Origin of the sequence: Lentzea pudingi, assembly GCF_014646255.1 — a bacterium.
In the GTDB taxonomy this organism is placed as follows: domain Bacteria; phylum Actinomycetota; class Actinomycetes; order Mycobacteriales; family Pseudonocardiaceae; genus Lentzea; species Lentzea pudingi.
This window is the reverse complement of record NZ_BMNC01000004.1, coordinates 505,547-527,681: the sequence shown is the minus strand read 5'-3', so window position 1 is coordinate 527,681 and position 22,135 is coordinate 505,547. Positions and strand designations below refer to the sequence as shown.

At 69.6% G+C, this 22,135-nt stretch carries 23 protein-coding genes; 9 read left to right on the top strand and 14 right to left on the bottom strand.

Annotation, left to right across the window (positions count from 1 at the left end; all coding sequences use genetic code 11):
* Positions 1-20 precede the first annotated feature (20 nt).
* The 4 genes from IEY88_RS17890 to IEY88_RS17875 all read left to right on the top strand — a co-directional run bounded on the left by IEY88_RS17890 (position 21) and on the right by IEY88_RS17875 (position 3,353).
* Positions 21-482, top strand: coding sequence for a nucleoside deaminase (locus IEY88_RS17890; RefSeq protein ID WP_229693485.1), 462 nt, complete (start codon positions 21-23; stop codon positions 480-482).
* 115 nt (positions 483-597) lie between these two features.
* Complete coding sequence (locus IEY88_RS17885; protein ID WP_189155870.1) at positions 598-2,004, top strand: NCS2 family permease; 1,407 nt, start codon at positions 598-600, stop codon at positions 2,002-2,004.
* A 52-nt stretch (positions 2,005-2,056) separates the two neighbouring features.
* Positions 2,057-3,139, top strand: coding sequence for an XdhC family protein (locus tag IEY88_RS17880; RefSeq protein WP_189155869.1), 1,083 nt, complete (start codon positions 2,057-2,059; stop codon positions 3,137-3,139).
* Positions 3,024-3,353 (top strand): allophanate hydrolase-related protein, encoded by a 330-nt coding sequence (locus IEY88_RS17875; protein WP_373294128.1) that lies wholly within the window; start codon positions 3,024-3,026, stop codon positions 3,351-3,353. The genes IEY88_RS17880 and IEY88_RS17875 overlap by 116 nt, the downstream gene beginning before the upstream one ends.
* A gap of 297 nt (positions 3,354-3,650) precedes the next feature.
* Here IEY88_RS17875 and IEY88_RS17870 read toward each other — a convergent pair whose 3' ends face one another.
* The 5 genes from IEY88_RS17870 to IEY88_RS17850 form a co-directional block, all read right to left on the bottom strand.
* Complete coding sequence (locus IEY88_RS17870; protein WP_189155867.1) at positions 3,651-4,274, bottom strand: response regulator; 624 nt, start codon at positions 4,272-4,274, stop codon at positions 3,651-3,653.
* Positions 4,271-5,422 (bottom strand): sensor histidine kinase, encoded by a 1,152-nt coding sequence (locus IEY88_RS17865; protein WP_189156072.1) that lies wholly within the window; start codon positions 5,420-5,422, stop codon positions 4,271-4,273. Before IEY88_RS17865 ends, IEY88_RS17870 begins: the two co-directional genes overlap by 4 nt.
* A gap of 9 nt (positions 5,423-5,431) precedes the next feature.
* On the bottom strand, positions 5,432-6,157 hold the full coding sequence (locus tag IEY88_RS17860; RefSeq protein WP_189155866.1) for an ABC transporter permease: 726 nt from the start codon (positions 6,155-6,157) through the stop codon (positions 5,432-5,434).
* Positions 6,141-7,034: an ABC transporter ATP-binding protein gene (locus IEY88_RS17855; RefSeq protein ID WP_189155865.1), complete on the bottom strand. Its 894-nt coding sequence runs from the start codon at positions 7,032-7,034 to the stop codon at positions 6,141-6,143. Before IEY88_RS17855 ends, IEY88_RS17860 begins: the two co-directional genes overlap by 17 nt.
* Before the next feature lie 78 nt (positions 7,035-7,112).
* Positions 7,113-8,021 (bottom strand): LysR family transcriptional regulator, encoded by a 909-nt coding sequence (locus tag IEY88_RS17850; protein WP_189155864.1) that lies wholly within the window; start codon positions 8,019-8,021, stop codon positions 7,113-7,115.
* Positions 8,022-8,091: 70 nt separating this feature from the next.
* On the opposite strand from IEY88_RS17850, the gene IEY88_RS17845 reads away from it, so the two are divergent.
* Together IEY88_RS17845 and IEY88_RS17840 are read left to right on the top strand one after the other, a co-directional pair.
* Positions 8,092-9,000 carry an SDR family NAD(P)-dependent oxidoreductase gene (locus IEY88_RS17845; RefSeq protein ID WP_189155863.1) on the top strand — a complete coding sequence of 303 codons (909 nt, stop codon included), beginning with the start codon at positions 8,092-8,094 and terminating at the stop codon, positions 8,998-9,000.
* Position 9,001: 1 nt separating this feature from the next.
* On the top strand, positions 9,002-9,826 hold the full coding sequence (locus IEY88_RS17840; protein ID WP_189155862.1) for an SDR family NAD(P)-dependent oxidoreductase: 825 nt from the start codon (positions 9,002-9,004) through the stop codon (positions 9,824-9,826).
* On the opposite strand, the gene IEY88_RS17835 is transcribed toward IEY88_RS17840, so the two are convergent.
* A complete protein-coding gene (locus tag IEY88_RS17835; RefSeq protein WP_189155861.1) occupies positions 9,819-10,409 on the bottom strand; it encodes a TetR/AcrR family transcriptional regulator in 591 nt (196 codons plus the stop codon). The two genes, IEY88_RS17840 and IEY88_RS17835, sit on opposite strands and share 8 nt — an antisense overlap.
* Positions 10,410-10,489: 80 nt before the next feature.
* On the opposite strand from IEY88_RS17835, the gene IEY88_RS17830 reads away from it, so the two are divergent.
* Together IEY88_RS17830 and IEY88_RS17825 are read left to right on the top strand one after the other, a co-directional pair.
* Entirely contained in the window at positions 10,490-10,816 is a 327-nt protein-coding gene (locus IEY88_RS17830; protein WP_189155860.1) for an antibiotic biosynthesis monooxygenase family protein, read from the top strand.
* Between the two features lie 14 nt (positions 10,817-10,830).
* Positions 10,831-13,179: an ATP-binding protein gene (locus tag IEY88_RS17825; RefSeq protein ID WP_189155859.1), complete on the top strand. Its 2,349-nt coding sequence runs from the start codon at positions 10,831-10,833 to the stop codon at positions 13,177-13,179.
* On the opposite strand, the gene IEY88_RS17820 is transcribed toward IEY88_RS17825, so the two are convergent.
* Complete coding sequence (locus IEY88_RS17820; RefSeq protein ID WP_189155858.1) at positions 13,145-13,747, bottom strand: DUF305 domain-containing protein; 603 nt, start codon at positions 13,745-13,747, stop codon at positions 13,145-13,147. The genes IEY88_RS17825 and IEY88_RS17820 overlap by 35 nt on opposite strands.
* Before the next feature lie 252 nt (positions 13,748-13,999).
* Between IEY88_RS17820 and IEY88_RS17815 the strand changes: the two genes are divergently transcribed.
* Positions 14,000-15,442, top strand: a complete 1,443-nt coding sequence (locus IEY88_RS17815; protein WP_373294110.1) for an LVIVD repeat-containing protein — start codon at positions 14,000-14,002, stop codon at positions 15,440-15,442.
* A 13-nt stretch (positions 15,443-15,455) separates the two neighbouring features.
* Here the strand turns inward: IEY88_RS17815 and IEY88_RS17810 are convergent, their stop codons facing one another.
* From IEY88_RS17810 to IEY88_RS17780, 7 genes are all read right to left on the bottom strand, one after another.
* Complete coding sequence (locus IEY88_RS17810; RefSeq protein ID WP_189155857.1) at positions 15,456-16,616, bottom strand: MFS transporter; 1,161 nt, start codon at positions 16,614-16,616, stop codon at positions 15,456-15,458.
* Positions 16,617-17,012: a VOC family protein gene (locus IEY88_RS17805; protein WP_189155856.1), complete on the bottom strand. Its 396-nt coding sequence runs from the start codon at positions 17,010-17,012 to the stop codon at positions 16,617-16,619.
* Between the two features lie 76 nt (positions 17,013-17,088).
* Complete coding sequence (locus IEY88_RS17800) at positions 17,089-18,219, bottom strand: low temperature requirement protein A (protein WP_189155855.1); 1,131 nt, start codon at positions 18,217-18,219, stop codon at positions 17,089-17,091.
* The gene (locus IEY88_RS17795) at positions 18,216-19,247 is read right to left on the bottom strand and encodes an ABC transporter ATP-binding protein (protein ID WP_189155854.1); all 1,032 of its coding nucleotides are present in this window, start codon (positions 19,245-19,247) and stop codon (positions 18,216-18,218) included. Before IEY88_RS17795 ends, IEY88_RS17800 begins: the two co-directional genes overlap by 4 nt.
* Positions 19,248-19,249: 2 nt before the next feature.
* Complete coding sequence (locus tag IEY88_RS17790) at positions 19,250-20,032, bottom strand: ABC transporter permease (protein WP_229693484.1); 783 nt, start codon at positions 20,030-20,032, stop codon at positions 19,250-19,252.
* Complete coding sequence (locus tag IEY88_RS17785; RefSeq protein ID WP_229693483.1) at positions 20,020-20,940, bottom strand: ABC transporter permease; 921 nt, start codon at positions 20,938-20,940, stop codon at positions 20,020-20,022. The genes IEY88_RS17790 and IEY88_RS17785 overlap by 13 nt, the downstream gene beginning before the upstream one ends.
* Entirely contained in the window at positions 20,937-22,058 is a 1,122-nt protein-coding gene (locus IEY88_RS17780) for an ABC transporter substrate-binding protein (protein ID WP_229693482.1), read from the bottom strand. The genes IEY88_RS17785 and IEY88_RS17780 overlap by 4 nt, the downstream gene beginning before the upstream one ends.
* Positions 22,059-22,135 lie beyond the last annotated feature (77 nt).

Sequence of the window (22,135 nt, the reverse complement as noted above, 5' to 3'; positions counted from 1 at the left end):
ATTTCTCTGGAGTTGCTGCCGTGAACGCACATCTGCTCGCCACCATCGACCTCGCGACCCAGAACGTGGCCTTCGGTGGAGGCCCGTTCGGCGCGATGATCGTCCGGGACGGCGAGGTGATCGCCACCGGTGTCAACCAGGTGACGCCTTCACTCGACCCGACCGCCCACGCCGAGGTGGTCGCCATCCGCGCGGCCTGCCAGGCGCTCGGTGACTTCAAGCTGACCGGCTGCACGCTGATCTCGTCGTGCGAGCCGTGTCCCCTGTGCCTGTCCGCCGCGCTCTGGGCGCGCGTGGACAAGGTGATCTACGCCGCCGACCGCCACGACGCGGCGGCGGCAGGGTTCGACGACCGGGAGTTCTACGAGCTGTTCAGCAAGTCCCGCAACGAATGGGACCTGCCGGTGCACCAGATCTCCACGGGCGAGGACAACGCCCCGTTCACCGCGTGGATGTCACTCGCGACCCGTATCGACTACTAGAAGACGGCCAAAAGCCTCCCAAAAGAGTCAAACACAGCGCTGACCGGAGCTTGCATCGCACAAACGCGTTCCGGCGTTGGAACGCGCCCACCGGCATGGGAAAGGCCGTCCTTCAATGACCCAGTTACGGAGCCGACCGACGACTTCGTCGTTCGACCAGTTCTTCCGCATCACCGAACGCGGCAGCTCGCTCGGCCGTGAGGTGCGCGGCGGCATCACGACGTTCGTCGCGATGTCGTACATCGTGCTGCTGAACCCGTTGATCCTCGGCGCGTCCGCGGACATCACCGGCGCCAAGCTCACCATCGCCGAGATCACCACCGCGACGGCGCTGGCCGCCGGCGTGATGACCGTCCTCATGGGACTCGTCGGCAACGCGCCCCTCGCCATCGCCGCCGGTCTCGGCGTCAACGGCGTGGTGGCCTTCCAGATGGCGCCGACGATGACGTGGGCGCAGGCCTTCGGTCTCGTGGTGCTGGAAGGCATCTGCATCGTGATCATGGCCGCGTCGGGGGTCCGGGAGCGGATCATCAACGCGATCCCGGAGCCGTTGAAGATCGCCATCACGGTGGGCATCGGGCTCTACATCGCCTTGGTGGGACTGGTCTCCGCCGGTTTCGTGACCCGCACGCCGGACGCGGCGCACTCGACTGTGCCGGTGCGGATGGGCGTCGACGGCCACCTGAGCGGCTGGCCGATCGCGATCTTCTGCCTGGGTCTGCTGCTGATGATCGTGCTGATGGCGCGCGGCGTGCCCGGCGCCGTGCTGATCAGCATCGTGGTGGCCACCCTCGTCGCCATCGGCGTGAACGCCGCGTTCGACGTCGAGGGCTGGGGGCTCGTGACCCCGTCGCTGCCCTCCTCGGTGGTGAGTTCGCCGGACTTCGGGCTGTTCGGACGGGTGGACCTGTTCGGTGGCTTCGTGTCGGCGGGCGTGATCGCGGCGACGATCTTCCTGTTCACGCTGGTGCTGTCCGGCTTCTTCGACGCCATGGGCACGATCACGTCGGTGTCCGACGAGGCCGGGCTCACCAAGGACGGCAAGGTCGAGGGCATGGGCAAGATCCTCGTGGTCGACGGGGCCGGCGCGATCGCCGGTGGCGTCACGGGGTCCGCCCCGAACACCGTGTTCCTGGAGTCGGCGGCGGGCGTTGGCGAAGGCGCCCGCACCGGTCTGGCCTCGGTGGTGACCGGCGGACTCTTCCTGGTGGCACTGCTCTTCACACCGCTCGCGACGGTCGTGCCCGCGCAGGCGGCGGCTCCGGCACTGGTGGTGATCGGCGGTCTGATGATGACCCAGATCCGCCGAATCCCCTGGCAGGAAACGGACTACACGATCCCGGTCTTCCTCACGATCGCGATCATCCCGTTCACCTACTCGATCACCAACGGCATCGGCGCCGGCCTCGTGTCCTACGTCGTGCTGCGCGTCTGCAAGGGCCGCTGGCCCGGCTGGCTGATGACCGGCCTCGCCCTGATGTTCGCGGTGTACTTCGCCGTGGACCTGATCACCGGCAAGTGACGCGGGCTCGGCCGGGCGGCCACCCGGCCGAGCCCCGCTCCTGGGAGGTTCGATGCGTGACCTGGCTCCGACCCTGCTCTCGTGGGACCGGTTCGCGGTCGCCTCGGTGGTGGCCGTGCGCGGCAGTGCGCCGCGCCCGGTCGGCGCCGCGATGGCCGTCGGCCCCTCGGGTGAGGTGATCGGCAGCGTGTCCGGCGGCTGCGTGGAGGCCGAGGTCTACGACCTGGCGTGCCAGGTGCTGTCGAGCGGTGTCCCCGCGCTCGCCTCGTTCGGCTACTCCGACGACACGGCGTTCGCGGTCGGTCTCACCTGCGGCGGCTCATTGGACGTGCTCGTGCAGCGCGACTCCCCGTCGTTGCGCGCGGCTCTGGAGGCTTCCGTTGCGGGACAACCGCTTTCGGTTCGCTTCGAAGCGGAGGGGCGGGTGTTCACCGAGTCCTGGATGCCGCCGCCGCGTCTGCTCGTGTTCGGCGCCATCGACCACGCCGCCGCGGTCGCCGAGATCGGACGCTTCCTCGGCTATCACGTGACCGTGTGCGACGCACGGCCCGTGTTCGCCACTCCCGAACGTTTCCCCGCAGCCCACTCGGTCGTCGTCGACTGGCCGCACCGCTACCTCGCGTCCACCCACACCGACTCGTCCACCGCCGTCGTCGTGCTGACCCACGACCCGAAGTTCGACATCCCGGTACTGGTGGAGGCTCTGTCCCGCCCGCTGGCGTTCGTCGGCGCGCTCGGCTCCCGCCGCACCCACCTGGAACGGCTGGCGCGGCTGCGCGCGGAAGGCGTCCCGGAGGCCTCGCTGGCACGGCTCCGGTCCCCCGTCGGCCTCGACCTGGGCGGCCGCAGCCCCGCCGAGACCGCCGTGTCGATCGCGGCCGAGCTCGTCGCCGTGCGGCACGGCGGCACCGGCCTGCCGCTGTCCTCGCTGACCACCCCCATCCACCGAACCCTGGAGAGTCATGGCGCTGATCTTCCTCAACGGCGGCGGTATGAAGGGCGGACCGCTGCACTCCCAGCTGCAGGGCACGCCGATGGTGTGCCGGGCGCGCAGTGCGGCCAGGTACCGGTACTTCTCGGTGCGGGGGCAGTTCCCCGCGATGCACGAGTCGGGTTCGGCCTCGGTGGTGGGTGAGCTCTACGACCTGCCGCTGAAGGTCCTGCGCGACCACCTGGTCCCCGCCGAGCCGGCCGAGCTGGAGATCGGTGTCATCGAACTGGAGGACGGCAGCGCGGCCCTCGCGACCGTCCTGCGCGACGCGATGGTCGACCCGTTGCTCCATTCAGGTGACATCCGGGACATCTCGTATCTGGGGGACTGGCGGGAGTTCCTACATCGCGAGGGGTGAGGGAAGTGGCATCGGGGGGTGCCACTGGCAAGGGGGAGTTGCCGCAGGCGGCGGGTCCGGTTCCGGCCGGGCCCGCCGCGGGGGAAGCCTCAGCCCCCGTTGACCGCGGCGCTGATCTTGGCGAGCGCATCGAGCGACGCGCGTGGTCGCCTCCGAGGGCAGGTCGCGTCAGGAAACCTGAGCTCCTGCCCGAATTGCCCGGCCGCCTCCCAGTCCGCACCGAACGCCAGCTCTTGCAGTTCGTGCTCCGCAACAGCGGCGAGAGGTGGCACAACCAGGACAACGGCTGGTCGGTGATCAACGCCCACGCCCCCTCAACAGCCCGCGTTCGTACGCCACCGCCACGGCCGCCGCACGGTCCGACACCCCGAGCTTCGCGTAGACGTGCAGCAGGTGGGTCTTCACCGTCGCCTCGCTGATGAACAGCGCCGCCGCCACCGCCCGGTTCGTCGTCCCCTTCGCCACCAGCGCCAGCACGTCGAGCTCGCGGGTGGACAACGGTTCCAGCGCGGGCTCCCGCACCTGCCCGAGCAGCCTGGTCGCCACCGCAGGCGAGAGCACGGCCTCGCCCGAGTGCGCCGCGCGGATGGCGCGCTGCAGTTCGTCGCGCGGGGTGTCCTTGAGCAGGTAGCCGGTGGCGCCCGCCTTGATGGCCGGCAGCACGTCGCGGTCCGTGTCGTAGGTGGTCAGCACCAGGACGCGGCACGGGTGGTCGCGCAGCCGTTCGATCGCGGAGACGCCGTCCGAGCCGGGCATGCGCAGGTCCATCAGCACCACGTCCGGCGCCACGGCCGTGACGACGGCGACGGCCTCGTCGCCCGACGCGGCCTCGCCGACCACCTCGAAGTCGCCGGTGGACAGCATGCCGCGCAACCCGTCGCGGACCACCGGGTGGTCGTCGACGATGACCAGGCGGATCACGCGGGCACCCGCGCCGAGATCGCCGTGCCCGCGCCCGGTTCGGACTCCACGAACAGCGCGCCGGACAGGCGGTGCACGCGGTGGCGCATCGCGGGCAGGCCGAAGCCGCCGGACTGCACCGCGAGGTCGAAGCCCACGCCGTCGTCGCGCACGTCCAGGGTCACCACGTCCTCCATGTACGACAGGGTCAGGCCCACGCGGGACGCCGAAGCGTGCTTCGCCACGTTCGCCAGGGCCTCCTGGGCGGTGCGCAGCAGCGCGACCTCCACCTCTGGGTGCATTTCGCGCACGGCTCCGGTCAGCGTCACCGAGATCGGCACGCCGTTGTGCCTGGACCAGCCGGACGCGACGTCGTCCAGGGCCTCGTGCAGCGCGGCCGAGTCCAGCGCCGGTGGGCTCAGGGCGTGCACCGAGCGGCGGGCCTCGGCCAGGTTCGCGCGCGCCAGTTCCGCCGCCACCGCCACGCGGCGTTCCCAGTCGGTGCTCGTGGCCGCCGACAGTTGCGTGATGATGCCCGCCAGGCCCTGCGCCAGGGTGTCGTGGATCTCGCCGGCCATGCGGTGGCGTTCGTCCTGCACACCTGCCTCGTGCGCCTGCACCAGCAACTGGGCGTGGAGCCCCTCGTTCTCGTCGAGGAGTTCCTTGCGCAGCCTGGACTGCTCCGTCGTCACGTGGCCGACGTACGTGAAGGTGCACGCCAGCACCACGAACACGAGCAGCAGCAACCAGAACGCCGCCGGCGCGTCGGACGGGTACCCGCCGAACAACGACAGCGTCGCCAGCCCGGCCGTCAGCCCCACGACGACGAACATCCAGCGCCCGCGCAGGAATTCGCTCGCGTGGATGTAGACCGCGTAGGACACCGCGCCGAACCAGTGCTCCCGCATGCCGAGCACCGCGTAGAACACGACCATGCCGCCGACGAACACGGCCATGAGCCCCGCACGCTTGTGCCACGCGGGATGCAGCGTGAACCACCACAACATCCACACGAAGCCGAACGCCACCACGCCGTAGGTGAACCAGCGTTCCGCCACCGAGTGCGTGGTGAAGATCGAGTACAGCACCGTCGTCACGGTCAGCACGAAGTACGGGATCACGCGGGCGATCGAGACGAGCCTGCGCTCCCACCTGTCCAACGCGGCCATGTCCACGAACTACTCCCAGCGGAAGGTCTTGGCCGCGACGGTACCTGCCACGAGGCTCACCAGCCCCATGATCGCGAGATGCCTCCAGTCCGGCGCGGTACCGAGCCACGCCTGCTGCAACGCCTCCACACCGGGAGGCGTGTACGAACCGATCGCCTGGATCACCGAGGGCAGCATGAACCGCGGCAGGTACACACCGCCGAAGAACATCAGCAGCATGAACACCACCGTCGCCCAGCCACCGGCCGCCCGCGCGCTCGGAGCCAGTGCGGCGATCACCAGGCCCAACGCGAACGTGCCCGCGCCTCCCAGCACCACGGCACACGCCAGGCCGAGGGGATGGTGAGGCAGGTCGACGCCGAAAACGACGTACCCCACGAGCATAAGGAGCAGCACCGACAAGATCACCGCGACGAAGTTGACCACCAGCTGCCCGGCCAGCAGCCGCGCCGGGTGCATGGGCGTCGTCGCCAACCGCCGCAGCACGCCCTTCTCCCGGTAGGTCGCCACGACGGCGGGTAGCCGTTGCAACCCGATGAACACCAGCGTGAACACGACGAGCGCCGACACGTAGCTGTCGATGAACCGCTGGCCGCCGAAGTTCGCGTCCGGCGTCCGCAACGCCGGGATCGCGCCCAGCACCAGCAACAACAAGCTCGGGAACAGCACCGCGAACAGCGAGTTCAGCCGATCGCGCAGGAACAACCGCGCCTCGATCTCAATGATCTTCACCATCACGACTCCCGGTGAGTTCGACGTAGGCGTCGTCCAGCGAGACCTGGTCGACGCGGAGCCGGCGTGCCACGACCTGCCGCCGTGCCAGCAGGGAGGTCACCGCGTGCACCAGGTTCTCCGACCCGCTGACCACGAGCTGCTCCCCCACCGACGACACCGAAGTGACCTCCGGCAACGCCTCCAGCAACGACACGTCCAGCGGAACGGACGGCACGAACCGCACCCGCGTGGCACCGTCCACACGCGACACCAGCGCGGACGGCGTGTCCAGCGCGACGATCCGCCCGTCGCGGAACACCGCCACCCGGTCGCAGAGCCGTTCGGCCTCCTCCATGAAGTGCGTGACCAGCAGGATCGTCACGCCGGCCGCCCGCACCTCCTCGATGACCGACCAGGTGTCCCGCCGCGCCTGCGGGTCGAGTCCCGTCGTCAGCTCGTCCAGGATCGCGACGCGCGGTGAGCCGATCAGCGCCAGAGCGATCGACAACCGCTGCTTCAACCCGCCCGACAGCTGCCCGAACTCCGACCTCAGGTGCGAGGTCAGCCCCAGCCGCTCCGACCAGTCGGCCGGCGACGGGTAGAACGACGAGAACAACTCCAGGGCCTCGCTGACCCGCATCCGCTCCGGCAGTTCCGAGTCCTGCAGCTGCACCCCGATCGCCGCACGCACGTCCGCGGGCCGCTGCCCCAGCACCGACACGCTCCCCCGGTCCGGCGCCCGCAGTCCCGACACGCACTCGACCGTCGTCGTCTTGCCCGCCCCGTTCGGCCCCAGGACCCCGAAGATCTCCCCCTCGGCCACCTCGAACGACACGGAGTCCACCGCCACGCGGGGCCCGTACCTCTTCCCGAGGTCGCGCACTTCGATGATTGCCATGCCTCCAGCGTCGGAGAACAGAGCGAGAAGATCATCGAACAACGAGCGCCGGCTGCATCAACCGATCGGTTGATGCCGTCACTCAGTCTCCAGAACGGCGGCACGCAACGCGGAGGCCAGTCTCGCGACGGGCTCGGGCATCGGTCCTGGCAACCGCGCGAGCATCGTCCGGCGTTGCTCCGCGGGCCCTCCCCGCACCTGCATGACCCGCACCCCGGCGGGAACGACGGCCACCAGCGACGCCGAGATCGTCGTGATGCCGAGCCCGGCCGCGACCAGCTGCACCTTCGCCAGCCAGTCCCGTGCGGTGTGGGCGACGACGGGCCGTTCGTCGAGCCCCGGCCACACCCCCATCACCCACTGGTCACCCGGACCGGAGATCCACCGCTGGCCCCGCAGGTCGGCGACGTCGATGAAGTCGTTGCGCGCCAGGGGATGTGTGGACGGCACGGCCACGCGCAGACTGCGTTCGACGAGGGTGTCCACCTCCAGCGGCGGCGTCTCGTCGTCCGGCGCGCGGAAGGGCGGCGACGACGAGATCAGCGCGACGTCCACCGTGCCCGCCCGCAGCGCGCGCACCAACGCCGGGGTGCTCCCCTCCCGTGTGACCACGGTGATCGACGGGTGCGTGCGCGTCAACGCCGTCAACGCCCGCGGGACCAGCCACGCCCCGGCCGTCGCGATCCAGCCGAGCCTGATGGTGCTCACGTCGTCCGGCAGTCCGGCCAGCTCACGGGCGCCCGCGTCGACCTCGTCCACGACGACGGCGGCGCGGCGCAACACGAGCCGGCCGGCCGCGGTGAGCCGCACGCCGTCGTGCCGCCGCTCCAGCAGTTCCGCGCCCGCGGCCCGTTCCAGCGCCGCGATCTGCCGCGACACCGCGGACTGCGTGTAACCCAGGGCTGTCGCCGCCGCGGTCAGCGTGCCACGCTCGGCCACCTCGCGGAACACGCGCAGCGCCACCAGCGAGGCGTCGGTCAAAGACATGACGTATACGCATACCCGAGATGAGGAACTCTCGCTACCCGCATGCGTCCGAGCGGCCTAGCGTGGAGGTGTGATCAAGACCCAGTTCGGATTCAGCAGCACCGCCGCCGAGGTCGCTGAAGGCATCGACCTGACCGGGAAACGCGTCGTCGTGACCGGCGCGGCCTCCGGTATCGGCGTCGAGACGGCACGGGCCCTGGCGGGTGGGGGTGCCGAGGTCACCCTGGCCGTTCGCAACGTCGCCGCGGGCGAGAAGACCGCGCGGGACATCGGTGGCGACGTCCGCGTCGCGAAGCTCGACCTGACCGACCTCGCGTCCGTCGACGCGTTCGTCCGCGACTGGGACGGGCCGCTGCACGTCCTGATCGCCAACGCGGGCGTGATGGCCGTCCCCGAGCAGTACACCGAGCAGGGCTGGGAGTGGCAGTTCGCCACGAACCACCTCGGCCACTTCGCGCTCGCCACCGGCCTGCACCCGGCGCTCAGGGCCGCCGGCGACGCCCGCATCGTCGTCGTCACCTCCACCGGCCACATGCGCTCGCCGGTCGTCTTCGACGACGTCAACTACGCGTTCCGCGCCTACGACCCGTGGACCGCCTACGGCCAGAGCAAGACCGCCAACGTCCTGTTCGCGGTCGAGGCGACCCGCCGCTGGGCCGGGGACGGCATCACGGCGAACGCGGCCATGCCCGGCATGATCTTCACGAACCTGTCGGCCCACCTCGGCATCACGGAGGCCGACGTCGACCTCTCCACGATCAAGACGCCCGAGCAGGGCGCGGCGACGTCGGTGCTGCTGGCCACCTCGCCACTGCTGGAAGGCGTCGGCGGCCGCTACTTCGACGACTGCAACGAGACGCAGACCGTCGACCGCCGCGACGAGGCACCGCCCCTGCACGGCGTCGCGCGTTATGCCGTCGACCCGGACAACGCCGCCCGCCTCTGGACGTACTCCGAGACCCTCATCGAGAAGGCCTGACATGACAGTCGCACTGGTCACCGGCGCCACCCAGGGCCTGGGCCTGGCCCTCGTCGAAGGACTCGCCCAGCGCCTGGAGCCCGCCGACACCGTCTACCTCACCGGCAGGAACATCGACCGGATCACCGAGGCCGTGCGGTCGATGCCCGGCGGCGGTGCGAGGGTCCGCGGCGAACTCCTGGACGTCGCGGACCCGGACGCCGCCGCGAGACTCGCCGCACAGCTGGAAGAACGGCACGGCGGCATCGACGTCGTCTTCGGCAACGCCGTGATGCGCGTCGGCCCCGACGACGACCCGCGCGCGATCATCGACACCTACACCGAGGTCAACAACTTCGGCACCACGAGGCTCCTCAAAGCCTTCGCCCCGCTGCTGAACGACAACGGCAGGCTGGTCGTCGTCGCGAGCTCGCTCGGCACCCTCCACCACCTCGCACCGGTGCTGCACAGGCGGTTCACCAGACCGTCCACTCTGGACGAGCTGGACGAGCAGATCGCCCGCTGGCGCGACGAGGTGAAGGACGGCAGGGCGAGGGCCGGGGCGTGGCCGGGGTTCGTGAACATCCCGTCCAAGATCGGCCAGGTCGCCGCCGTGCGCGTGCTCGCGGACGAACGCCGCGAAAACGACCTGGCACGGGGGATCCTGATCGCCGCCGCCTGTCCGGGGATGATCAACACACCCACGTCCGCGCTGTGGTGGGACGTCAGCACCGCCCCGGCCCCGGCCCAGGCCGCGACGGCGTTGCTGGACCTGGCGCTCGAACCGCTGAACCCGGCGCACTACGGCGAACTCGTCCGCCACGGCGAGGTCGTGCCGTTCAGCTGATGGGCTTGTCCAGCCCGTGCACCACCTGGTCGAGCAGCGTCCGGATGACCGCCTCGTTGTGCTCGTTGCGGCCCGGCGTGATCATCCGCGACGTCGCCTCGACCATCGCGTGCACGAGCATCGCCCGCAACGGCGCGCGCTCGACCCCGGCCGTCTTGAAGACCCCGACCAGCGGCGCCAGCAACCGCTCGTGCTCGGCACGGATCTGCTCGCGCGACGAGTCCGGCAGCGTGTGCGCGGACAACGCCACCACCGCGCCGTGGCTGCCGTCGGTGATGATCGCGAGCTCGGTGCGCAGGTACGCCTCGATCTTCTCCGGCACGGACGACGCGCTGTTGACCGCGTCCTCCAGCTTGTCCGCCCACTCCGGCAGCGCGTCCGACACGATCGCGGCGACCAGTTCCTCGCGCGACCGGAAGTACTCGTAGAGGCTCGGCCGCGACAGCCCGACCCGTCTGGCGAGCGACGCGAGCGTCAGCGCCTCCGCTCCCTCGGTCGCCACGATGTCGCGCCCGGCGTCCAGCAGGGCGCGCAACCGGTTCGCGCGGTGCTCGGCCACGGTGTCTGCGCTGATCCTCGGCACATCGGGATCGTATCGCGCTTGATTTCCCGACGGGGAGTTGGAATAGTTCCCGACAGAGCGTCGGGATCAGGGAGGCCAGCATGTTCATCGCGACCAACCGGATGTTCGTGAACACGGACATGTCCGAGGAGTTCGAGCGGTACTTCCGCGGCAACATGCGCACCCACCTGCCCGGAGTCCCCGGCCTGCTGCGCAGCACGCTGCTCAAGCCGACGCAGGACGACCAGCCGTACGTCTCGGTCAACGAGTTCGAGTCCGAGGAGGCCTTCCGCGCGTGGGTCGCCTCCGACGCGTTCCGCGAGGCGCATAAGGGCCACCGCACGATCGCACGCCTGGTCACGGGCAACGAGCCGGAGCGGTTCACGCACGCGGAGGACATGGTGCTGCCGCGCCAGCGCACCGAATAGGCGATAATCCCCGCGTGGGGGACGTCCGCTTCCTTGTGCTCGGCCCGCTCGCGGTCGAGGTGAGCGGGCAGCCGATCGCGCTGCCCGCAGGCCGCGGACGGGACCTGCTGGCGCTCCTCGTCGCCCGCGCGAACGAGGTCGTCCCGCTGCACGAACTCGGCGACACCCAGGCCCTGCGCACCGCGATCAGCAGACTCCGGCGGGCGCTGGGCGAGGCGGACTTCATCCGCACCTACGAGACCGGGTACCTCGCCCACGTCACCGACTCGGACCTGATCGACTTCCGCGCGCTGCGCGACCAGGGCAGGCACGCCGAGGCGCTCACGTTGTGGCGCGGCGACCCGTTCGAGGGCATCGACGCGGTCAGCACGACCGCCCGGGAACTGACCCGCGAACGCGAGGCCGTCGAGGCGCTCGTGCCGGTGCCGCGCCAGGTTCCCGCACCGCTGGCCCAGTTCGCCGGCCGTGACCGCGAACTCGCCGCGTTGCGCCGTTCCGGTCCGGTGACCCTGCTCAGCGGCGTGGGAGGCGCCGGCAAGACCACCCTCGCGCTGCAATGGGCGAACGAGGCCGACTTCCCCGCCGGCAAGCTGCACGTGAACCTGCGCGGCTTCGACCCGACCGCACCCGCACGCGCCGAGGACGCCATCCGCGGTTTTCTCGGCGCGCTCGGCGTGCCACCGGACAACCTGCCCGCGGGCACCGACGAACAGGGCGAGCTCTACCGGACGTTGTTGCGCGGCAAGAACATGCTGCTCCTGCTCGACAACGCCCGCGACGCCGACCAGGTGCGTCCGCTGCTGCCGGACGACCCCGCCTGCCGTGTGGTGATCACCAGCCGCAACCGGATGGACGACCTCGACGGCACCACCAGGGTGCGGATCGACGCGTTGAGCCACGCGGAGGCGCAGGACGTCCTGTCCCAGCGGATCGGCGCCCGCGCCACCGCCGAACCCCAAGCCCTGTCGAGACTCGCCGCGCGGTGCGGTGGACTACCGCTCGCCCTCGCGATCGTGGCCGCCCGCGCCGACCCGCAGCACTCGCTGACCGCGCTCGCCGACGACTTCGCGAACGACGACGTGCTCGACTTCCTCGACACCGGCGAGGAGACGACCAGTGTCCGGTCCGTCTTCGACTGGTCCTACCACCGGCTTTCCCCTGCCGCACAACGCCTGTTCCGCCTCCTGGGCGTGCATCCGGGCCCGGACGTGTCCGCCGCCGCGGCCCGGAGTCTCGCCGCGGGCGCTCCCCCACTGGCCGAACTGGTCGCCGCCAACCTCATCACCGAGACCAGGCCCGGACGCTACGAGCTGCACGACCTCGTCCGCGCCCACGCCCGTGACCTGGCCGGCGAGGCGGAGGGCAGGGAGGGCCTGCGCCGCCTGCTCGACCACTACCTGCACAGCGCGGTCGGCGCGGCCGGGGTGCTGCACCCGTTCCTGTCCGAGGTGGACGTCCTCGCACCGGCGGCCGGGGTCGTGCCGGAGACGACGGATGACCGGACGAGCGCACAGCTGTGGCTGGACACGGAGATCGAGGTGCTGATCGCGTTGAGCGAACTCGCACTGGCGAGCAGGGAGGACCGGCACGCGTGGCAGATCACCTGGGGCGTCTACAACTTCATGGACATCCTCGGCCGCTGGCACCAGGCGGCCGGTCTGCTCCGCAGCGCGTTGACCGCCACGCGCCGCCTCGACGACGAGCGGGCGGCGGCGCTGCTGAACCAACTGCTCGCCCACGCCGAACTCCGGCTCGGCGATCCCGCCGCCGCCGAGACCCATCTCGCTGAAGCCCTCCGGTTGAACGAGCTCACCGAGAGCATCGACGGACAGATCCGCGTGCACCGCTACTACGCGTTCTGCAAGGAGACGACGGAGGACCTGGCCGGTGCGCTGCACCACGCGCGGCGAGCGGCGGACCTGAGCGAGCGGTTCGGCGACGTCTCCGGGCACGCCGGGTCGATGAACCAGATCGGCTGGTACCTGGGGCTGCTCGGCGACCGCGCCCAGGCCCTCGATCACTGCCGGACCGCACTGGCGCTGCACCGGGAATGCGGTGACCAGCTCGGTGAGGCGAGCACGCTCGACAGCATCGCCTACAACCTGCACCACGACGGCGACTTCTCCGGCGCGATCGAGCACTACCGGCAGTCGCTGGAGGTGTTCACCGCCATCGGCGAGCAGTTCGAAATCGCGACCACCCTGGTGAACCTCGGCGACACCCATCTGGCGACTGGTGGCGTGAACGAGGCCCGCCGCGTCTGGCAGGAGGCGCTCGAGATCTACGAACGGCTCAACCACGCGGACGCCGCCCAGGCCCGCGCCCGCCTCACAGCTCTGCCCGCAGCTTCCTCATCCGGTTGATCTCGTCGTCCTGGGTGGCCACCACGTCGTCGGCCATCTCCTCGACCTGGACGTTGGTGCCGGCCCCGCGCACGTCCGTCGCCATCTTGACCGCACCCTCGTGGTGCTTGATCATCAGCTCCAGGAACATCCGGTCGAAGTCCTTGCCGCGCGCGGCTCCCAGCGCGGTCAGCTGGTCCTGCGTCGCCATGCCGGGCATCGACGAGTGGTCGCCGTGCGTGCCGATGGCGTTGAACGTCCGCTGCCACTGCTTCATGGCGCCGATCTCGGGCTCCTGGCTGAACCGGATGCGGTCCGCGAGGCCCTTCACCGTCTCGTTCTGCGCGCGGTCGGGGGCGAACCGCGTCATGGCGAGCGCCTGCTCGTGGTGCGCGATCATCATCGCCACGTACTGGCGGTCGGCGTCGTTCGGCGGCGCCGGGGTCACCCCGGTCACGTCGGAGAGCGCGACCGTCGGCGCGGAGCCGCCGGGAGTGTCCGGCGCGATGACGGGCGCCGCCTCGGGTTCGGACGAACAGCCTGCGAGCAGCGCGATCGCCGCCACGATGACCAACACCCCAGAGCGCATGCTTCGGACAATACAGTTCGCCGCGCCGTGATCACGGGACTCGCGACTTGGCATACTGCCGGTGACGGTGCGAATCCGGACAATCACTCCATGAAGTACGTCCTGCCCTTCGAGCGTGGACAAAGAGTGCAGAACCCTCCGAAAGAAGCTGGCCCTTAGCAAGGCGAAAGGGTCATACTCCCCCTCACCAACCCGTACTGAGGGGGTACAGCTGTGACTTCACGCGCAACTGCCGGGCGGCGCAGAGCGTCGTTGGCGGTTCTGGGGGCGCTCGCGCTGACGCTGTCGACGGTGACCGCGCCCGCGTACGCCGAGCCCGACCTGCCCGCGGACGGCAAGGGACTGAGCGAGGCTCAGCTCGAGTCGCGCGCGGACGGGTCCGCCGCTCTTCCGGGCGTCGACGAGATCAGCCGCAGCCGCAACATGGTCCCGGTCGCCCACCTGGACAAGCAGGCTCCGCTCAACTCGACGCAGACCGACATCGCGTTCCAGGACAACTACGCGTTCGTCGGCAACTACGACGGCTTCGTCATCTACGACATCCGCAACCCGAAGAAGCCCACGATCAAGAGCCAGGTCCTGTGCCCCGGCTCGCAGAACGACATCTCGGTGTACGGGAACCTGCTGTTCCTGTCGACCGACTCGTCGCGCAGCGACAACTCGTGCAGCAGCGTGTCCCAGCCCGCGACGGTCAAGGAGTCGTGGGAGGGCATCAAGGTCTTCGACATCAGTGACAAGAAGGCCCCGAAGTACGTCTCGGCCGTCGAGACCGCCTGCGGTTCGCACACCCACACGATGGTGCCGAGCAAGAACAAGAAGGACGTGTACCTCTACGTCTCTTCCTACTCGCCCAACGCCACGTTCCCGGACTGCCAGCCGCCGCACGACAAGATCTCCATCGTCAAGGTGCCGGTGAAGAACCCGTCCGCTGCCTCGCTGCTCAAGGCACCGGTCCTCTTCCCGGACGGCGGCAACGACGGCGAGCCCGGCAGCATCGAGACCGGCTACGTCACGGCCACCTCGGGTTGCCACGACATCACCGTCTACCCGCAGCTCGACCTCGCGGCCGGCGCCTGCATGGGTGACGGCGTCCTGTGGGACATCTCCAACCGGGAGAACCTGGTCGAGATCAACCGCGTGCAGGACGACAAGAACTTCGCGTTCTGGCACTCCGCCACGTTCAACAACAGCGGCACCAAGGTCGTCTTCACCGACGAGCTCGGTGGCGGTGGCGCGGCGACGTGCAACGAGAAGATCGGCCCGAACCGCGGTGCCAACGGCATCTACGACATCGTGGGCAAGGGCAAGGACCGCAAGCTGGTGTTCAAGTCCTACTACAAGATCCCGCGCATGCAGACCGACTCGGAGAACTGCGTCGCGCACAACGGTTCGCTGATCCCGGTTCCCGGCAAGGACATCATGGTCCAGTCCTGGTACCAGGGCGGCATCTCGGTGTGGGACTTCACGAACTCGGCCAAGCCGCGTGAGATCGGCTTCTTCGAGCGCGGCCCGATGCCGAACCTCCAGGGCGGCGGCACCTGGTCGACCTACTGGTACAACGGCTACATCTACTCCTCGGAGATGGGCCGCGGCTTCGACGTCATCGACATGCGCGACCCGCGCACGTTCGTCGCGAAGCTGTTCCGCACGGACGAGCTGAACGTGCAGACCCAGGGCAACTTCTACCGCGGGTAGAAGCCCTCTCAGATCAGCGCGGCTGCCGGCGTTCGGCAGCCGCGCTGACTGCTGTCAGGACCAGGGTCACCGCGACACCACCGAAAACGGCCCACACCGGGTTGCCGACGTCCATCGCCCACGCGGCGACGACGGCCGTGAGCCCGTAGCCCGCGCCCGTCACCGCGTACATCATCGAGAACCCGGCCGCGTGCGCGCCGACCGGAAGCCGTTCGCGCAACGCGAGACTGCGCGTCACCAGCACCCCGGACTGGAACAGCCCGGCCGCGAGCAACGCGCCCGCGATGCCCGGCAGGTTCGGGAACAACGCCAGCGCGCCGACGCACGTCGCCGTGACGACGAGCAGCACCAAACCCTGCGTGCGCAACGATCCCGGCCACGGCCGCAGCCCGTACAGCACCGCCCCCAGCGCACTGCACGCCGCGAACCCCATGAGCAACGGCCCGATCCAGCCGATGGCGATCCCCCGGTGCTCCAGCAACGCGGGCAGCACGAGCTCGGCGACCGCGAGCTGCGCCAGTGCCGCCGCGCTCACCAGGTAAATCGGCCACGCCGACGCCACCACGTGCGGCTTCGCCGTCCCCGACCGCGACGTCACGTGCCCGCGCGGCAGGATGAACACCAGCCACGCCGCCACGACGACGAGCGACACCGACACCACGACGGGCGCCCGGTGGTCGACGCTCAGCGCCAGCACCGTGACCAGCGCGGGCGCCACCGCCCACACCACCTGCGTGATCATGGCGTCGAAGCCCATCGCCTTGGGCACCAACGCGTCCGGCACCAGCCCGAGCAGCATCGCCCGCAACCCGCCCGGCGTCGTCGACGGCCCGGCCCCCGCGACGAACGCCGCGATCGCCAGCACCGTCACGTTCTGCGTGAGCGCCAGCGTCGTGAACGCCCCGGCGCCGACGAGCAGCCCGACCGACAACTGCCCGCGCATCCGCGACGGGTCGAGGAACAACCCGAGCAGCGCGGCGCCGAGGACCTCGCCCAGCACGTAGACGGCGACCAGCGACGCGGCCAGCACGTACCCGCCGGGCAGCCCTCTCGTCAGGAACACCATCATCAGCGGCGTCATCGACATCGGTAACTTCGCGGCGACCGTCACCACGGCGCACGCCAGCACGTCCCGGTTCGCGAGGTCGCGGTACCCGGCAGCGGAGATCGTCATCTACTCGCCCAGCTCCTGGAACAACGTCAGCTGCAACCCGGCAGGCGCTTGCAGTCGTGCGTTCAGCGAGTTCCACGGCGTGCGCGTCGGTTCCGCGATCACCTCGGCCCCTGCGGCCTCCAGCTCACGGGTGGTCGCCGCGGAGTCGTCCACCTCGAACGCGATCCGGACGTGCCCCGCGACGCGCGTGCCGACCTCGACCTCGTCGATGAACTCGGCGTGCGGCGGATCGGCGATCTCCAGCGTCGCCCGCCCGGCCTCGAGGATCGTGACCCGCCCGCCGTCGGACGCGAACGCCGCCCGTTGCTCGAGCCCCAGCACGTCTCGGTAGAAACGCAGGGCCTCGTCGTAGTCGGCCGCGGTGACGACTAGGCGGAGTTCACGGACACCGGTCATGGTGACGATCATCGCACCACTCGTGTCAGAACAAGGCGAACCCGCCGAACTCCCCTCCCCGGCAGACCGTCCGGGACTACACCTCGACGCGCTGCGGCTGCCCGAGCACCAGGCGCGTCGCGACCACCAGGACCAGCGCGATCCCCGCCGTCACGTGGATCGGCGCCGGCCCGAACGTCGCCGCCAGCACCGCCACCGACCCGAGCGGCAGCAGGTACTTGCGCACCCCGGACTGGCCGGGACAGTCCTGCACGTACCAGACGCACAGGAAGAACACCGCCAGCGGCACCGTCGTGAACGCGGCCACCGTCGTCCCGGGCGCGTGCGAGATGTGCAGGTCGTAGTCCACCGAAGCGGCGAGCCCCGCACCTAGTGCCGCAATCGAGCCGAGGATGAAGAGGTGCGCGTACCCCCACAGGAACGCCTTCTTCAGGTTGTGCAGATGCGCCGGCGCCTCGAAGTAGATCCACCACACCGAGAACACGATGACGAGCGAGGCCGCGGCGAGCGAGATGAGGTTGACGCCGCTGTCGAAGCCCTTCTGGAACGCGAGCGTGGCCGCCAGGATCGACTCGCCGAGCACGATCAGCGTGAACAGGCCGTGCCGCTCCGCGATGTGGTGCGGGTGCCACGTCGTCGCGGTCGTCCTCTCGGCCCAGGCCGGGATCAGCAGCTCGGCGAGCATGCCGAGCACCCAGAACGCGAGCGCGAGGCCCGGCGGCATGAAGAGCCACAACACCCACAGCACCTGCATGGCCGCGATGCCGCCCGCGTACCGGTACGCGCACGCCTTGTGCTCCGGGTTGTCCCGCGCGGCACGCAGCCAGTGCGTGACCATCGCGAGCCTGATGACCACGTAGCCGCCGACGACGATCCGGTAGTCCTGGTGCTCGAAGACGGCGGGGATGCCGGCCGCGATCACGAGGACACCGGCGATCTGGACCATCGTGATGATCCGGTACAGCGTGTCGTCGTTGTCGAACGCGCTGGAGAACCAGGTGAAGTTCAGCCAGGGCAGCCACAGCGCGAAGAACGCCATGCAGAACGCCAGCAGGCCGGCCCCGGCGTGGTTCTCGGAGACGGCGTGGTGCAACGAGGCGGCGGCCTGGGCGACCGCCACCACGAAGCTCAGGTCGAACAGCAGCTCCAGCGGCGTCGCGACCCGATGGGCCTCCGCCGTGTCGCGCGCGAGGAGCTTCTTGATCATCCGGGCACCACCATGATCCTTGATTCGCTGAGGTCGAGCGCGACCCGCGTGCCCGGCTGGTACGCGGCGGCGGTGTTGGAGGGCTGGTCGATGCGCAGCACCTGCTCCCCCACCCTGACCGAGATCCGCGTGACCGGCCCGAGGAACGACTGGGTCAGCACGTCGCCCACGATCTTGCCACCGGCGTCGCCGTCGTGCGCGGAAACGCCGATGTCCTCCGGGCGCACGATCAACCGGACGTCGCTGCCGGACGGCTGGTCGTGCGAGGCCGCCACCGTCACGCCGTTGACCACGACGGTCTGGCCCTCCGCCTTGGCCTCCACCGAGTTCGTGACGCCGACGAACTGCGCGACGAACGCGGTCTTCGGCTCGCGGTAGACCACGGACGGGGTGTCGAGCTGCTCCAGACGTCCGTGCGACATCACGCCGACCCGGTCGGAGACGGCGAGCGCCTCCTCCTGGTCGTGCGTGACGAACAGCGTCGTCATGCCGAGCTCCGTCTGGATGCGACGGATCTCGTCCCGCAACGACACGCGGACCTTGGCGTCCAACGCGGACAGCGGCTCGTCGAGCAGCAGCACGCGCGGCTGGATCGCGAGCGCGCGGGCCAGCGCGATGCGCTGCTGCTGACCACCGGACATCTGGTGCGGGTAGCGACCGCCCAGGTGCGCCAGCCCCACCAGTTCCAGCAACTCACCGGCCTTGCGGGAGTCGGCCTTGCGCATCTTCAGGCCGAACGCGACGTTCTGCGCCGCGGTCATGTTCGGGAAGAGGCTGTAGGCCTGGAAGACCATGCCCATGTCCCGCTTGTTGGCCGGAACGCGAGTGATGTCCTTGCCGCCCACGGTGACCGTGCCCGAGTCGGACGTCTCGAAGCCCGCGACGATGCGCAGCGCCGTCGTCTTGCCGCAGCCCGACGGGCCGAGCAGCGACACGAGTTCGCCCTCGGCCAGTTCCAGGTCGAGACCGTCCAGCGCGGTGTTGTCGCCGAACGTCTTGCGCAGTCCCTTGAGTACCAGGTGACCCATCTTCACTCCTCGACCACGGTCTGACGGCGCCGCTGGCCGACGTAGGAAAGTGCGAAAAGAAGAACGAACGCGAAGATCAGGCACAGCAACGACACCGCGATGGACACACCCGCGTTCCGCTTGCCCAGCAGGTTGACCTGCACCTGCAGCGTGTCGAAGTTGAGCAGCGACGCGATGGTGAACTCGCCGAGCACCAGTGCCACGCTCAGCAGCGAAGCACCGATCAGTGCGACGCGGATGTTCGGCACGACGACCTTCCACAGCACCGTGAACCACGACGCGCCAAGACTGCGCGCCGCTTCGGCCAGTGTCTTCAGGTCGATCGCGGAGAGTCCGGCGTCGACCGCGCGGTAGGCGAACGGCAGCACCAGGATCGTGTAGGCGTACGTCAGCGTCAGCGGTGAGTCGCCGAGGAAGTAGTTCACCCACGCGTAGAGCGGCGCCATGCCGACCACCAGCACGATCGCGGGAATCGCCAGCGGCAGCAGGCACAGGAACTCCACGAACCGTTGCAGCTGCGGGAGCCTCAACCGGATCCAAGCCATCGTCGGCACGAGCAGCACCAGCATCAGCACCGCCGACGTCACCGACAACAGCAACGAGTTGACGAGTGCTTCCATCAACCCTTCGTCGTCGACGATGGACGTCCACGACTCCAGGCTGCGGCTGCCTTCCCTGCCGCGCGTGGAGAACTCGGCCATCGCGATCAGCGGCAGGATGAAGTAGACACCCAGGACCAGCAGGACGATCGTGCGCAGGACGCGCTGCTTCACTAGCGAACCCACTTGGCCACCCTCTTCTGCAGCAGCACGTTCACGCCCATGGCGATGCTGACCACGATCACCATGCCGAGGCCGAGCGCCTTGCCGAGGTTCTCCTGGCCCAGCACGACCTCGCCGGTGAGGAACCCGCGGATCTGCAGCGGCACGATCGGGCTGCCCTGCGAGACGAGGGCGGCGGCCGTGGCGTACGCGCTGAAGGCGTTGGCGAACAACAGGAGCAGCGCGCCGAGGAACGGCGGCGTCAGGATCGGTCCGCCGACGTGGCGCCAGTACGTCCAGCTCGTGCCGCCGAGGCTCGCGTTCGCCTCGCGCCACTGCGGCCGGAGACCGTCGAGCGCGGGCAGGAACACGATCACCATCAGCGGGATCTGGAAGAACGTGTAGACGAGCGTCAGGCCGGGCAGCTCGAACAGCCACGCGCTGCCGGCGAACAGGTCGATGCCAACGTTGTCACGCAGGAACTTCGTGACAAGACCTTCGAAGCCGACCGTCGCGAGGAACGCGAACGCCAGTGGCACGCCACCGAACTGGGCGAGCACACCGCTGCCCGCGACGACGGTCCGGCGCAGCATCCCGTCGGGGTTGCCGACCGCGATCGCCCACGTGAGCAGCGCGCCGAAGATCGCGCCGATGACCGCCGTGAGCGCGGAGAGTTCGATGCTGCGCACGAACGCGTCGAACACGACACCCGTGAACAGGGTCGTGAGGTTCTCGAGCGTGAACGCGCCGTTCGAGTCCTGGAAGGCACCGAACAGCACGAGCACCGTGGGGTAGACGAGGAAGGTGCCGACGAACGCCAGGAACGGCACCGCGACGAGCCACGCGGCCGCAGACGGCCGACCGGCGGCCCCACCCTTCTTGGGGGTGGAACCGCCGGGCTTCGCCGCCGCTACGGGAGCGACCGAGGTCATCCGATGGCCTGGGCCCAGGTCGCGGTCAGGACGGCCTTGGCCTTGTCGGCCTGGGCCTGCGTCTGGAACACCTGCTTGCCGTCGGTCTTCGGCAGCTTCTCCTTCGCCGCCTTGTCCGCCTTGTCGCCCATCTTGTCGAGGCGCACCGGGCGGGCGAGACCCTGCAGGTAGAGGTTCTGGCCCTCGTCGGAGTAGAGGAACTCCTGCCAGAGGCGCGCGGCCGCGGGGTGCGGCGCGTCCTTGCTGATGGCCTGGTTGTAGTAGCCGCCGATCTGCGCCTCGGCGGGCACGACGACCTTCCAGTCGAGCTTGCCCTTGAGCTTGTCGGTCTGGGCGGCGTTCGTGTAGTCCCAGTCGATGACGACGGGCGTCTGACCGGACTCGATCGTCGCGGGCGACGGGTCGACCGGCTGGAAGTTGCCGGCCTGCTTGAGCTGCTTGAAGAACTCGACACCGGGCGCGATGTCGTCGGCGGAACCACCGTTGCCCAGCGCCGCCATCACGACACCGGAGAACGCGGCACCGGCGGCCGTCGGGTCGCCGTTGAGCGCGACCTTGCCCTTGTACTCGGGCTTGAGCAGGTCCTTCACGCTGGTCGGCGCGGGCACCTTGGCGGCGTCGTAGCCGATCGACATGAAGCCGCCGTAGTCGCCGTAGTAGGCGCCGTCCGCGTCCTTGAGCTCAGCGGGGATGTCCTCCCACGTGCTGACCTTGTAGGGAGCGAACAGGTCCTTGTTGGCCAGCGCCACGTTCAGTCCGAGGTCGAACACGTCGGGCGCGCGGTCGGTGCCCTTGAGCTGCTTGGCGGCGTTGATCTCCTCCTGGCTGGAGGCGTCCGGCTGGTCGGACTTGACCTCGATGCCGTACTTCGCCTTGAAGGCCTCGATGACCTTCCCGTAGTTGGCCCAGTCCGGGGGCAGCGCGATGACGTTGAGCTTGCCCTCCTTCTTCGCGGCCTCGACCAGCTTGTCCATGCCACCGAGCTCACTCGCGGACTTCGCGGTCCCGGCGGCGCCGGCGGGCGTCTCCTTGGCGGGCGGGGCGCCACATGCGGCCACCGCCAGCACCAACGCGCCGACGCCAATCAACTTCGTCGTGACGTTCCCTCGCTTCAGCACCAGCGGAGGATTGGCTCGGGATGCTTTCGTTGTCAAGCCAGCCGCGCCGGTTGAGACCTTCTCGACTCCAACCGTGA

Excerpts from the sequence above, each read along its gene's own strand:
- IEY88_RS17885 (WP_189155870.1), top strand. The coding sequence starts at position 598 with ATGACCCAGTTACGGAGCCGACCGACGACTTCGTCGTTCGACCAGTTC.
- IEY88_RS17880 (WP_189155869.1), top strand. The coding sequence starts at position 2,057 with ATGCGTGACCTGGCTCCGACCCTGCTCTCGTGGGACCGGTTCGCGGTC.
- IEY88_RS17865 (WP_189156072.1), bottom strand. The coding sequence starts at position 5,422 with ATGGCCGCGTTGGACAGGTGGGAGCGCAGGCTCGTCTCGATCGCCCGC.
- IEY88_RS17860 (WP_189155866.1), bottom strand. The coding sequence starts at position 6,157 with ATGGTGAAGATCATTGAGATCGAGGCGCGGTTGTTCCTGCGCGATCGG.
- IEY88_RS17855 (WP_189155865.1), bottom strand. The coding sequence starts at position 7,034 with ATGGCAATCATCGAAGTGCGCGACCTCGGGAAGAGGTACGGGCCCCGC.
- IEY88_RS17850 (WP_189155864.1), bottom strand. The coding sequence starts at position 8,021 with ATGTCTTTGACCGACGCCTCGCTGGTGGCGCTGCGCGTGTTCCGCGAG.
- IEY88_RS17840 (WP_189155862.1), top strand. The coding sequence starts at position 9,002 with ATGACAGTCGCACTGGTCACCGGCGCCACCCAGGGCCTGGGCCTGGCC.
- IEY88_RS17830 (WP_189155860.1), top strand. The coding sequence starts at position 10,490 with ATGTTCATCGCGACCAACCGGATGTTCGTGAACACGGACATGTCCGAG.
- IEY88_RS17820 (WP_189155858.1), bottom strand. The coding sequence starts at position 13,747 with ATGCGCTCTGGGGTGTTGGTCATCGTGGCGGCGATCGCGCTGCTCGCA.
- IEY88_RS17810 (WP_189155857.1), bottom strand. The coding sequence starts at position 16,616 with ATGACGATCTCCGCTGCCGGGTACCGCGACCTCGCGAACCGGGACGTG.
- IEY88_RS17805 (WP_189155856.1), bottom strand. The coding sequence starts at position 17,012 with ATGACCGGTGTCCGTGAACTCCGCCTAGTCGTCACCGCGGCCGACTAC.
- IEY88_RS17800 (WP_189155855.1), bottom strand. The coding sequence starts at position 18,219 with ATGATCAAGAAGCTCCTCGCGCGCGACACGGCGGAGGCCCATCGGGTC.
- IEY88_RS17795 (WP_189155854.1), bottom strand. The coding sequence starts at position 19,247 with ATGGGTCACCTGGTACTCAAGGGACTGCGCAAGACGTTCGGCGACAAC.
- IEY88_RS17785 (WP_229693483.1), bottom strand. The coding sequence starts at position 20,940 with ATGACCTCGGTCGCTCCCGTAGCGGCGGCGAAGCCCGGCGGTTCCACC.